Source organism: Streptomyces sp. NPDC021356 (genome assembly GCF_040641015.1).
GTDB lineage: Bacteria > Actinomycetota > Actinomycetes > Streptomycetales > Streptomycetaceae > Streptomyces.
The window spans coordinates 318,641-331,183 of record NZ_JBFACU010000002.1 but is presented as its reverse complement, the minus strand read 5'-3'; the positions used below and the strand labels follow the sequence as shown (position 1 = coordinate 331,183).

Annotated in this window: 9 protein-coding genes; 5 read left to right on the top strand and 4 right to left on the bottom strand. The window is 73.8% G+C overall.

Going from position 1 to position 12,543, the window contains the following annotated elements:
- Positions 1–147: 147 nt before the first annotated feature.
- Complete coding sequence (locus AB0G56_RS03660; protein WP_360963012.1) at positions 148–537, top strand: DUF3040 domain-containing protein; 390 nt, start codon at positions 148–150, stop codon at positions 535–537.
- A gap of 96 nt (positions 538–633) precedes the next feature.
- Here AB0G56_RS03660 and AB0G56_RS03655 read toward each other — a convergent pair whose 3' ends face one another.
- The 4 genes from AB0G56_RS03655 to AB0G56_RS03640 all read right to left on the bottom strand — a co-directional run bounded on the left by AB0G56_RS03655 (position 634) and on the right by AB0G56_RS03640 (position 6,824).
- A complete protein-coding gene (locus AB0G56_RS03655; protein WP_360963010.1) occupies positions 634–3,018 on the bottom strand; it encodes a transglutaminaseTgpA domain-containing protein in 2,385 nt (794 codons plus the stop codon).
- A 379-nt stretch (positions 3,019–3,397) separates the two neighbouring features.
- Entirely contained in the window at positions 3,398–4,879 is a 1,482-nt protein-coding gene (locus AB0G56_RS03650; RefSeq protein WP_360963007.1) for a DUF58 domain-containing protein, read from the bottom strand.
- Positions 4,879–5,892 carry a MoxR family ATPase gene (locus AB0G56_RS03645; protein ID WP_360963004.1) on the bottom strand — a complete coding sequence of 338 codons (1,014 nt, stop codon included), beginning with the start codon at positions 5,890–5,892 and terminating at the stop codon, positions 4,879–4,881. The genes AB0G56_RS03650 and AB0G56_RS03645 overlap by 1 nt, the downstream gene beginning before the upstream one ends.
- Before the next feature lie 386 nt (positions 5,893–6,278).
- Positions 6,279–6,824 carry a carbonic anhydrase gene (locus AB0G56_RS03640; RefSeq protein ID WP_360963001.1) on the bottom strand — a complete coding sequence of 182 codons (546 nt, stop codon included), beginning with the start codon at positions 6,822–6,824 and terminating at the stop codon, positions 6,279–6,281.
- A gap of 421 nt (positions 6,825–7,245) precedes the next feature.
- Here AB0G56_RS03640 and rsmH point away from each other — a divergent pair, with 421 nt between their 5' ends.
- The 4 genes from rsmH to AB0G56_RS03620 all read left to right on the top strand — a co-directional run bounded on the left by rsmH (position 7,246) and on the right by AB0G56_RS03620 (position 12,520).
- Complete coding sequence (gene rsmH / locus AB0G56_RS03635; protein ID WP_360962998.1) at positions 7,246–8,202, top strand: 16S rRNA (cytosine(1402)-N(4))-methyltransferase RsmH; 957 nt, start codon at positions 7,246–7,248, stop codon at positions 8,200–8,202.
- A 13-nt stretch (positions 8,203–8,215) separates the two neighbouring features.
- Entirely contained in the window at positions 8,216–8,815 is a 600-nt protein-coding gene (locus AB0G56_RS03630) for a septum formation initiator family protein (protein ID WP_360962996.1), read from the top strand.
- 5 nt (positions 8,816–8,820) lie between these two features.
- The gene (locus AB0G56_RS03625) at positions 8,821–10,779 is read left to right on the top strand and encodes a penicillin-binding protein 2 (protein WP_360962993.1); all 1,959 of its coding nucleotides are present in this window, start codon (positions 8,821–8,823) and stop codon (positions 10,777–10,779) included.
- Between the two features lie 220 nt (positions 10,780–10,999).
- Positions 11,000–12,520: a UDP-N-acetylmuramoyl-L-alanyl-D-glutamate--2,6-diaminopimelate ligase gene (locus AB0G56_RS03620; RefSeq protein WP_360962990.1), complete on the top strand. Its 1,521-nt coding sequence runs from the start codon at positions 11,000–11,002 to the stop codon at positions 12,518–12,520.
- Positions 12,521–12,543 lie beyond the last annotated feature (23 nt).

The following is a 12,543-nucleotide window of genomic DNA, read 5'->3' as shown; positions in this document are numbered from 1 at the left end:
GAATGGAAGCCTCAGCGAGTCGGCTTCGCCGTGGCGGATCCGGTTGGCCAATTGGCGCAGAGGGGCGGGTTTCACGGGGGCGATTCCCTGCCTATCCTGAAGGGACCCCCCAGGTCGCCCCGGCGACTGCACGATGAGGAGGACTCCGTGCCGCTCTCTGAGCACGAGCAGCGCATGCTCGAGCAGATGGAGCGAGCGCTGTACGCCGAAGATCCCAAGTTCGCGTCGGCGCTCGAGGGAAGCGGGCTGCGTACGTACACCCGGCGGCGGGTCTACCAGGCGGTCGCGGGCTTCCTCGTAGGTATCGCGCTTCTCATGGCAGGTGTGATCGCCCAGTACCCGTGGGTGAGTGTGGTCGGCTTCCTGGTGATGCTGGGATGCGCGCTGCTGGCCGTGACCGGGTGGCGCAAGGCCCCCAAGCCGGGTGAGCAGCCCGCCGGTGGCCCGCCCGCCCGCCGTCAGGTCGGCGCCAAGCGCTCCATGATGGACCGCATCGAACAGCGCTGGCAGCGCCGCCGCGACGAACAGGGGCGCTAGCTGCGGAGATCCGCCCAGCGGTACCTCCCGACATCTGAACCATGTGCGAGGGGCCGGCCACGAGAAGTGGTCGGCCCCTCGCACATGACTGTGGTCTCAGCCCCGCTGCCGCGACGGCCGGCGCAGTACCGGGCGCAGACCCGTCACGCGGGACCGCAGGGCCGCCCACCGGGCAGAGAAGGCCCAGGTCAGCCGGGCGGCCGAGCGGGGCGCGAGCGCGGCCCGCAACCGGGCGCCCCGCGACGCGGTGCCACGCAGTCCCGCGACGACCCGGCGGACGTCCTCGGCTAGCCCCGGCATCGGCCGGGGGCTCGGGGCGTAGAGCACCTGCTCCAGGGCGTCGGCCAGCCGGTGCGCCGAGGCCGCGGCCGGCGGGTCGAGCCGGCCGAGCCGGACGATCCGCGCCGCCGTCTTGCGGGGCGTCTGCGACTCGTCCGGGAAGATCCCGAAGTCCCAGGCGGTGTCGGTCATTTCCTGCCAGACGGCGAGCCGGTGGGCCGGTGCGCCGGCCTCCCCGCGCCCGTGCGCACCGAGCCGGACCGCTCTCCTGCGTGTGCGCCACAGCAAGGGCGAGAGCAGGAGGACGACGACGACCAGCCCGCCCAGCGCCCACCCCGCGACCGCGTACCACTTCGGACCGTCGCCGCCGGTGGGCAGCGCGGCCTGCGCGGACGGGCTCGGGCATTCCTGCAGCTTCTTCATCTGCGGTGTGCAGTCGGTGGTCGTCGACGGCGCGGCCGAGGGCCGTGAGCTGGCCTGCGGGGAGGGCACCGCGGGGTTCGGCAGCGTCGTGTTCGCAGGGTCCGACTCGGTGTACTGCGGGACCGTGCCGCGCGTCGGCGTCGGCTCGAAGCGGGTCCAGCCGACGCCCTCGAAGTACAGCTCGGGCCAGGCGTGCGCGTCCTTCAGGCCCACCAGGACGGTGCCGTCGCCCCCCGGGGTCCCGGGTGCGAAGCCCACCGCCACCCGGGCGGGGATGCCGAGCGTGCGGGCCATCGCCGCCATCGCGAAGGAGAAGTGGACGCAGAAGCCCCGCTTGTCCTTCAGGAAGCGCGAGATCGCCTCGGAGCCGGTACCCGCCTCGACCTGGGTGTCGTACTGGAAACCCCCGTCGAACGCGAACCAGTCCTGGAGTTTCACCGCCTGCTCGTAGTGGTTCGCCGCGCCCGCGGTGACCGCGCGCGCGGTGTTCGCCACCACGCCGGGCAGCGCCTTGGGCACTTTGGTGTACTCGCGCTTCACGACCGCCGGAGGCTCTCCGGCGGTGGCGAGCTGCTCCGCGGAGGGCTGCACCTCCAGGCTCTTGACCTGGTAGGTCAGGCCACGCGTGTTCTGCCCGTGGTCGCCGACCAGCGTCATGCCCACGGGTTCGTAGCGCCAGCTGCCGTCGATCCGCACACCGCTCGGCGGGTACGGCATCGGCAGCCAGTCCTGGGCGTACCAGTCGGCCGCCGCGATCGACGTGGTGATCTCCGTGCGCCGCACGGCGCCGTCCAGTCCGGACGGGGCGGGGAACGGGTCGGGCACGCCGACGATGTGCCGCTGGGAGGGCTTCCACGTGGTGCCGTCGAAGTCGTCCAGGGACACGATGCGCAGATACAGGTCGGAGGCGTCCGCGGAGTTGGTGCGCAGGGTCAGGACCGTGCGGTCCTCGTCGACGTTCAGGCTGTCGCGCAGCGACACCAGCGGGTTGACCGCGGAGATCGTGCCGCCGCCCCCGATGCCCGAGCCGGCCCCGGCCCCGGCCGCGTCCAGCAGCCCGCCGCGCATGCCGGGCAGGGCGAGCGGCACCACCAGGGCGACGCCCAGCGCCACCGCGCCGATCCGGCGGCCGGTGCGGATCGGTGCCAGCGCGGCGCCCGGCTCCCCGGCCCCCGCGCGCGAGGCGCCGCTGAACACCCGGCCCCACTGCGAGAGCCGGTCCCGGCCCTCGACCAGCAGCAGCATCAGGTAGCCGGCGGCGGCGAGGAGGAACCACAGCCACGCCGAGCCCCCGTCGGACAGTCCCGCGGCCACGGAGTACAGCGCGAGCAGCGGCAGCCCCGCGGGGGCCGCGCTGCGCAGGGTCACCGCGAGGGTGTCCACGATCAGCCCGATCACCAGGACACCGCCGATGAGCATCAGCCGGATGCCGTCGGACAGCGGTGCCGGGATCGCGTACCGTCCGACGTCCTGGCCGCCCTGGCGCAGCAGGTCGGCCAGGTGCCGGAAGGCGGCCGGGCCGGGGAGCAGCCCGGCGAGGGCCTGGGCCCGTGCGAAGACCAGAGTCAGCAGCAGCAGGGTGACCAGGGCCTGCGCCGCCACGGTGAGCGGTCGCGCCAGCGGCACCCGCCGGGCGGCCACGCCGACGCCGGACTGCACCGCGAGCATCAGCGACGCCTGCACGATCCACGTGGCGGGGGATACCAGCGGCAGCAACGCGCACGCCGCCATCAGCGTGGCCGCCGCGGCGCACAGCGCCAACCGTGTCCGTCCGCTCATCCCCGCACCTTCCCCTGGCCCACCGGGCCCGTCACACCACTCGTGCCCCCGCTCCACTCCACCCGTCCCGGCCCCCGCCCCGCGAACCGGCCAACACTCAGCCCGCACCGCCCGCGCCCCGCGCACCCACCGTCACCTGCCGCGCCCCCGCCCCGCCGGGCCCAGGGACCGCTGAACCCCGGCCGGCGAGGAGCGGCCCGGGGCCTCTCGACACGGTCCCGGCGACCGCCCTGCCGCCGGCAGCCCCCGGCATCGCGCCGCGCCTTCCGGAACCGGACCGCTCGGCCGGCCGTCTCGACCGGCACCGCTCCGCCGAACGCTGTGATCGGTAGCGCTCCGCCGGATACCGCGATCCGAACCGCTCCGCCGGCTGCCCCGCTCATACGGGGGGCCCTCCCCCCGGGGCCGCCCGGTGCGCCGCGCCCGGGGCCGCCGCGCGCACGCCGGCCTTGCCGTGGCTCCCCGTACCGCTCGCTCCCGGGCCCGGCGCGGACGTCGTCGCGAAGCCGGGCCGGCCCGGCACGCCGGCGCCCGTGCGTGCCTGGTCCGCGTGGCGCCAGGTCTCTTCCAGCGAGGCGCCCCGCGGCACGCCCACGGCGGTCCAGCCCGCGTCCCGCAGCATCCGCAGCCGTTCCTCGGCGCGGTCGGCGGGACCGCCGGGCGCGTCGGCCGCTTCCCGGTTCCACGCCTCGCTGTCCAGCACGAAGGCGACCGCGCCCCCGCTGCGCTGCCGCATCTTGGCGACCATCGTGGCCTGCGCCTCGTCGAGGTCGCCGAGGAAGGCCACCAGCAGTCCCTCGTTGCCACCGCGCAGCACGTCGTACGCGCGCGACAGCCCCGCCCCCTCCGAGTGGTCGATCACGGCGAGGGTGTCCATGAGCAGCCCGGCCGCGTCCGCCGACTCCTGGCCGGAGCCCGCGAACCCGTCGGATCCCTCGCCCGGCACACAGCTGCCGGTGTCCGTCAGCAGCCGTACCGAGAAGCCGCGCTCCAGCATGTGCACGAGCACGGAGGCGGCCCCGGACACGGCCCACTCGAAGGCCGAGTCGGGGCCCGCGCCCCGGTAGGCGAGCGCGCGGGTGTCCAGGAGCACCGTGCAGCGGGCCCGCTGCGGCTGCTCCTCGCGGCGCACCATCAGCTCGCCGTAGCGCGCGGTGGAACGCCAGTGCACACGGCGCAGGTCGTCGCCGTGGCGGTACCCGCGCGGGATCACGTCGTCCTCGCCGGCCAGTGTCAGGGAACGCTGCCGTCCGTCGCCGTACCCCTTGGCCTCGCCGCCCAGCCGCACCGGCGGCAGCGGCTCCACGCGCGGGACGACCGTGAGGGTGTCGTACGTCGAGAAGGAGCGGGTCAGTTCGCACATCCCGAACGGGTCGGTCAGCCGCAGTTGCAGCGGCCCCAGCGGATAGCGGCCCCGCAGGTCGGAGCGGACCCGGTAGGACACCTCGCGGCGGCCGCCCGGCTCCACGCGGTCGAGCACGAAGCGGGGGCGCGGCCCGAGGACGTAGGGCACCCGGTCCTGGAGCATCAGCAGGCCCGTGGGCAGGCGGGAGACGTTGTCCATCCGCAGGTGCACGCGGGCCTCGGAGCCAGCGGGCACGCGCGCGGGGGAGAGACGGCGGCTGCCCGTGACCCGGTGGCGCGTGCGGTGGAGGACGGCCGCGCAGACCAGGGGCAGCACCGCCAGCAGCAGCCCGACACGGAGCAGTTCGGCCTGTCCCAGGATGTACGCGCAGACGGCCGCCGCCACTCCGGCGGCCAGGAAGGAGCGCCCGCGGGTGGTGAGACCCGTCAGCGCGGTGCGCACGCCGCCGCGTCCGCCGTGCTCGTCCTCCGCGCGGGTGGCCCCCGCGTCCGTCATCACAGCCTCCGCGGCTGCTGCCGGCCGAACTCCGGCGTGGTGTTGCCCATGCCGAGGCCGCCGCCCGCCTGGGCCGCCGCCGGTACCGGCGTGTGCTGCAGGATCTCCTCGACGACCTGCTCGGCCGTCCGCCGGTTGAGCTGCGCCTGCGCGGTGGGCAGCAGACGGTGGGCCAGGACCGCGACGGCGAGCGCCTGCACGTCGTCCGGCAGCGCGTACTCCCGCCCGCTCAGGGCGGCGGAGGCCTTCGCCGCGCGCAGCAGGTGCAGCGTCGCGCGCGGGGAGGCGCCGAGTCTGAGGTCGGGGTGGGTCCGGGTGGCGGCGACCAGGTCGACCGCGTACCGCTGCACCGCCTTGGCGACGTGCACCGAACGGACCGCCTCGACGAGCTTCACGACGTCGTGCGCGTGCGCCACCGGCTGGAGGTCGTCCAGCGGGCTGACCCCGCCGTGCACGTCCAGCATCTGCAACTCGGCCTCCGGGCTGGGGTAGCCGATGGACACCCGGGCCATGAAGCGGTCGCGCTGGGCCTCGGGCAGCGGGTAGGTGCCCTCCATCTCGACCGGGTTCTGCGTGGCCACCACCATGAAGGGGCTGGGCAGTTCGTAGGTCTCCCCGTCGATGGTGACCTGGCGCTCCTCCATGGACTCCAGGAGCGCCGACTGGGTCTTCGGCGAGGCGCGGTTGATCTCGTCGCCGATCACGATCTGCGCGAAGATGGCGCCCGGTTTGAACTCGAAGTCCCGGCGCTGCTGGTCCCAGATGGACACACCGGTGATGTCCGAGGGCAGCAGGTCGGGGGTGAACTGGATCCGCCGCACCGAGCAGTCGATGGACCGCGCCAGCGCCTTGGCGAGCATCGTCTTGCCCACTCCGGGGACGTCCTCGATCAGGAGGTGCCCCTCGGCGAGCAGCACGGTCAGCGAGAGCCGTACGACCTCGGGCTTGCCCTCGATCACTCCCTCCACCGAACTGCGGACGCGCTCCACAGTGGCGGTCAGATCTTCCCCCACGCTCGATCTCACTCGCGCGGGGGCGCCCCCATGGCTCGCTCGCTCGTCATAGGTCGTCACCCGGCCCTCCTCGGCCCTTCCCCGCGCCCGTCGCCGAGCGGGGGATTCCCCAACTTTCCGGGCCGGCCTCCCGCTGCGCGGACCGGGCCCACCCCGAACACGGACACCGCGCCGGAACGGTTCCGTGCGATGTCACACCCCGCATTCTTGCCGCCGTTACCGATTCGTGTCACTCGCCTGTGGACAACTGGCCGCGATATTCGGGTTCTACGACTTTTCGCCGGGGACGACCAAGGGCCCGCTCGGGGCCGCGCCGGAGTGCCGACGACCGGCCTTGTGCAGGTGGCGGCGGTGCCGGGGAGCCGGACCGCGGGCGGGCACGGAGGTCACGCGGGGTCGATCTCGCGCAGCCGGCCAGTCCTGACGTCGAACACGAATCCGCGTACGTCGTCGGTGTGCAGCAGGAACGGCGAGGTGCGCACGCGCTGCATCGACTGCCGCACGTCCTGGTCGGCGTCCTTGAAGGCCTCCACGGCCCAGGACGGACGCTGCCCGACCTCCATCTCCAGGTCGTGCCGGAACTCCTCGGTGATGGTCTGCATGCCGCAACCCGTGTGGTGGATGAGCACCACGCTGCGCGTGCCGAGGGCGCGCTGGCTGATGGCCAGCGAGCGGATCACGTCGTCGGTGACCACGCCGCCCGCGTTGCGCAGGGTGTGACAGTCGCCGAGCCGCAGGCCGAGCGCAGCGTGCAGGTCGAGGCGGGCGTCCATGCAGGCCACGACCGCGACCTGGAGCACGGGCCGGGCGTCCATGCCGGGGTCGGTGAACGCGTCGGCGTAGGTGCCGTTGGCCGCGACGAGGCGGTCGATGACGGAGCGGTCCGTGGCGGCGTCCTCGGAGTTGGCGGGAACTGATGCGGAAGTCGTCATACTCATGACGTTACTGGGCGTGCGCGCTCCGGTCGCGTCGTGGGAGGGGACAAAGAACACCACAGTGGCGTCGTGTGAGCGAATCCACACACAGCGCGAGCCGCCTCCGTGCGGGTGAATCCTTCCGCGAGCCCGTGTCCCCGCACTCCGGCGGGCGACGCGCAGGCCGGTTGATTGACCGGGCGACAGGGTGGACTAAAGTGACGCGAAGCGGGAGGCGTGGCGCTCCCTGCTGTACTGCATTCCCGGAGACCTCGCACACACCCGAACGGTCTCCCCACGTGCGCGGCGCGTACGTACGGCTCGGCTCCCTCCCGCTCCCGGTCGGCTGACGCTTCCGGCGCCGGCAGGGCACCGTCGTCTCGCGAGCGGTCGGGGACCCGGCGGTGCGTGCGGGGCGCGCCGGACCTGAGAGGGCCCCTTGAGCGACAGCCGACACGTCCCCGTGATGCTCCAGCGGTGCCTGGACCTCCTGGCACCCGCCCTTGAGCGGCCGGGAGCGGTGGTCGTCGACTGCACCCTCGGCCTCGGCGGACACAGCGAGGCGCTGCTCGCCCGCTTCCCCGAGGCCCGTCTCGTCGCCCTCGACCGCGACAAGGAGGCGCTGCGCCTGTCCGGTGAGCGCCTCGCCCCCTTCGGCGAGCGGGCCACCCTGGTGCACGCCGTCTACGACGAACTGCCCGACGTCCTCGCCCGGCTCCGCCTGCCGCGCGTCCAGGGCGTCCTGTTCGACCTCGGTGTCTCCTCGATGCAGCTCGACGAGGCCGACCGCGGCTTCGCCTACGCCCAGGACGCGCCCCTGGACATGCGCATGGACCAGTCCACCGGGATCAGTGCCGCCGAGGTCCTCAACACCTACCCGGCGGGTGAACTCGTGCGCATCCTGCGGGCGTACGGCGAGGAGAAGCAGGCCAAGCGGATCGTGGCCGCCGTGGTGCGCGAGCGCGAGAAGGAGCCCTTCACCAACAGCGCCCGCCTGGTGGAGCTGATCCGCGACGCCCTGCCCCAGGCTGCCAAGCGCACCGGCGGCAACCCGGCCAAACGCACCTTCCAGGCGCTGCGCATCGAGGTCAACGGCGAACTCTCCGTCCTGGAGCGGGCGGTCCCGGCCGCGGTGAAGGCCCTCGACGTCGGCGGACGGATCGCCGTACTGTCGTACCAGTCGCTCGAAGACCGCCTGGTCAAGCAGGTCTTCGCGGCCGGTGCGGCCACGACGGCGCCGCCCGGACTGCCGGTCGTCCCCGAGCGCTACCAGCCCCGGCTCAAGCTGCTCACGCGCGGTGCCGAACTTCCCAGCGAGGAAGAGATCGCCGCGAACCGGCGGGCGGCACCGGCCCGGCTGCGCGGGGCCGAGCGCATCCGGGAGGACGCCGAGTGAGCCAGGGGGACCAGTGAGCAGCAAACCCGAGCCGAGGGGCCGTGCCGCCCGGCTGGCGCGGCTCCTGCCGGTGAAGGGGCAGCAGGCGGCCCGCGCCCCCTTCGTCCTGCTCGTCGTGCTGCTCCTGGGCGGCGGCCTCATCGGGCTGCTGGTGCTGAACTCGGCGCTCAGCGAGGGCGCGTTCCAGATGGACGACCTGAAGAAGGACACCAAGAACCTCACCGACGAGGAGCAGGGCCTCCAGCGGGACATCGACTCCTACTCCGCCCCGGACGCCCTCCAGCGCCGCGCCCTCCAACTGGGCATGGTGCCCGGCGGCGACCCGGCCTTCCTGAACCCGGACGGCACCGTCAAGGGCGTCCCCTCGGCCGCCGAGCAGGCCTTCGTGCAGGACCTGCCCGTGTCCGTACGGCCGCCCGAGACCCTGACGGCGAGCGACCCCGACCTGCCCGCGTCCGCCGCCGGCGCCGCCACCCCGGCCCCGGGGCAGACCGGCCCCGCGCAGACCCTGCCCCTCACGGGCCCCGCCGGCGCGGCCACCGACGCCCCCGCGGGCGACCCGGCCGCCATGACCGCCCCCCAGCCCGCGACGACCCCGACCCCCGGCAGGTGACGGAAGTGTCCGACAGGGAACCGCCGCGCCGCCGCGTGCCCGGACCCGCCAGGCCCGCCCGCCCCGGCGGCGGCCGGCCCCGCCCCGGCCCCGGCGCCCGTCCGGCCCGCCGCCCCAGCTCCACCTGGCGGCCCCCGCCGGTGCGCGTCCTGCGCCTGGGCAGCCCGCGCCCCAGGCTGCGCATGGTCGCCCTCGCGCTGACCGTGGTGATGCTCGTCTTCGTGGTGCGGCTGCTCCAGGTGCAGGCCGTCGACGCGAGCGCCTACGCCGCCAAGGCCGACGCGAACCGCTACGTGGTCCACACCATCGCCGCCGAGCGCGGCGACATCACCGACCGCAACGGCGTGGCCCTCGCCAGCAGCGTGGACGCCGAGGACATCACGGCCGACCCGACCCTGTTCACCCGCGAGGCCCTGAAGGTCGGCGACGGCCCCGAACAGGCCGCCGCGCTGCTCGCCCCGATCCTCGGCCAGGACCAGGCCGGTCTCGCGAAGAAGCTGCGGACGCCGAACACGCGGTACGTGCTGCTGGCCCGCCGTCAGACACCGCAGGTGTGGACCCAGATCAAGGACCTGAAGGCCGCGCTCGCCAAGAAGGCGCAGACGGACAAGTCGACCGTCAACGTCCTCGCCGGAGTGCTCTCCCAGACCAGCACCCAGCGCGTGTACCCGGGCGGCGACCTCGCCGCCGCGCTCCTCGGCTGGGTCGACGCCGAGGGCAAGGGCGGCGGAGGCATCGAGCGGCAGCTGGACAAGCAGCTGTCCGGCAAGCCCGGCAAGATCCGCTACACCCAGTCCGGCGGCCGGGAGGTGCCCACCGCGGGCTCCAGCGGGACGCCGGCCGTGCCGGGCACCGACGTCGAGCTGACCATCGACCGCGACATCCAGTGGGCCGCGCAGAACGCCATCACCGAGCAGGTGCGCAAGTCCCAGGCGGACCGCGGTTACGTGATCGTGCAGGACACCCGGACCGGCCAGATCCTCGCCATGGCGAACTCCCCGGGCTTCGACCCGGGCGACCTGGCCCACGCCGACCCGGCCGCGCTCGGCAACGCCGCCGTCCAGGACGCCTTCGAGCCCGGCTCCACCGCCAAGGTCATGTCGATGGCCGCCGTACTGGAGAAGCACGCGGCCACACCGCTCACGCACGTCGTCGTGCCCAACCGGCTGCACCGCGGCGACCGGCTCTTCCAGGACGACGTCGACCACGACACCTGGTACCTCACGCTCAACGGCGTGCTCGCCAAGTCCAGCAACATCGGCACCATCCTGGCCACCGGCCGGCTCGGCCCGACGCAGCCGGAGGCCAACAAGGTCCTCTACTCCTACCTGCGCAAGTTCGGCATCGGCAGCTACACCGGCACCGGTCTCCCCGGCGAGACGAAGGGCATCCTGGCGCCGCCCGAGAAGTGGTCCACTTCGCAGCAGTACACGATCCCGTTCGGCCAGGGCTTCTCCATCAACGCCTTGCAGGCGGCGTCCATCTACTCGACGATCGCCAACGGCGGGGTCCGGATCCAGCCGTCCCTGGTGCGCGGCACCAAGGGCCCCGACGGCCGTTTCAGCCCCGCCGCCGAGCCCGGCAAGCGCCGGGTCGTGAGCGCGCAGACGGCGAAGGAACTGGCGCAGATGCTGGAGTCCGTCGTCGACGACGAGCAGGGCACCGGCCTGAAGGCGCGCATCCCCGGCTACCGCGTCGCCGGCAAGACGGGTACGGCCAACCGTGTGGATCCGGCCACCGGCAGATACCGCGGCTACACGTCGTCCTTCGCCGGGTTCGCGCCCGCCGACAACCCCCGCGTCACCGTCTACTGCGCGATCCAGAACGCCACCAAGGGCAGCTACTACGGCGGCCAGATCTGCGGTCCGATCTACAAGCAGGTCATGGCGTTCGCGCTGAAGACGCTGCAGGTGCCGCCGACCGGTGCGCAGGCCGCCAACCTGCCCGTCGACTTCAAGCCCTGACCCCGAGCGCCCCCACGGCCCCGACCGGCACCGCAGCACCCGCCGGAGCCCGTACCACCGGAACAGAACCACCAGGAACCAGCCCGTGACAACGATCACCCCGGAACCCGGGAACCGCCCGGAGCCCGCGCCCTCGCTTCGCCCGCAGGCGGGTACGCCCGGTACGCTCACCGCCGTGCCACACCCTGATCAGTCCCAAACCACCCAGAAGGGCGCTTCCGTGACATATCCGGGGCCGCCGCGGCCGGTCCAGGTCTTCGCCGTCACCCTCGCGGAGCTGGCCGGTCAGCTGGGTACCGCGCAGCCGGACAGCACCGCCGAGGTCACGGGCATCACCCACGACTCGCGCGCCGTGCGCCCCGGCGACCTGTACGCCGCCCTGCCCGGAGCCCGCGCGCACGGCGCCGACTTCGTCACCCAGGCGGCGAGCCTGGGCGCCGTCGCCGTGCTCACCGACCCGGCCGGCGCCGAGCGCGCCGCCGCGACCGGACTGCCGGTCCTGGCCGTCGAGGACCCGCGCGCGCGGATGGGCGAGCTGGCCGCAACGATCTACGGCCGGCCCGGCCGCGACCTGCTCCAGATCGGCATCACCGGCACCTCCGGCAAGACCACCACCGCCTACCTCGTCGAGGGCGGCCTGAAGACCGCGAAGTCCACCGGGCTGATCGGCACGGTGGAGATGCGCATCGGCGAGGAGCGCATCAAGTCCGAGCGGACCACCCCCGAGGCCACGGACCTCCAGGCCCTGTTCGCCGTCATGCGCGAGCGCGGTGTCGAGGCGGTCGCCATGGAGGTCTCCAGCCACGCCCTGGTGCTCGGCCGGGTCGACGGCTGCGTCTTCGACATCGCCGTCTTCACCAACCTCAGCCCGGAGCACATGGAGTTCCACTCCGGCATGGAGGACTACTTCCAGGCCAAGGCGCAGCTCTTCACGCCCGCCCGCAGCAGGCTCGGAGTGGTCAACCACGACGACGAGTACGGCCGCAGGCTCGTGCGGGAGGCCGGCGTCCCGGTCGTCACCTTCTCCGCCGAGGGCCACCCGGACGCCGACTGGCGCGCCGAGGACGTCCAGGTCGGACCGATGGACTCCACGTTCACCGTGATCGGCCCCGAGGGCCGGCGGATCGCCGCCAGGTCCCCGATCGCGGGCCCCTTCAACGTCGCCAACACCCTCGCCGCCATCGTCGCGCTGGCCGCCGCGGGCCTCGATGCGCAGAGCGCCGCCGACGGCATCGCCGCCGTCCCGGGCGTGCCGGGCCGCCTGGAGCGCGTCGACGCCGGGCAGCCCTACCTCGCGGTCGTCGACTACGCGCACAAGACGGACGCCGTCGAGTCGGTCCTCAAGGCCCTGCGCAAGGTCACCAAGGGGCACCTGCACGTGGTGCTCGGCTGCGGCGGTGACCGGGACACCACCAAACGCGTCCCGATGGGCGCCGCCGTGGCCCGGCTCGCCGACACCGCCGTCCTGACCAGCGACAACCCGCGTTCCGAGGACCCGCTCGCGATCCTCGCCACCATGCTCCAGGGCGCCGCCTCGGTGCCCGCGCACGAGCGCGGCGAGGTGCTCCTGTTCGAGGACCGGGCCGCCGCGATCTCGGCCGCCGTCGGCCGCGCGCGGCCCGGGGACACGGTCCTGATCGCGGGCAAGGGCCACGAGCAGGGCCAGGACATCGCGGGCGTGATCCGCCCCTTCGACGATCGTGAGGTCCTGCGCGAAGCAATCCGGAACACCCAGGGATGAACGCCCGGGACAGCCAGGGATGA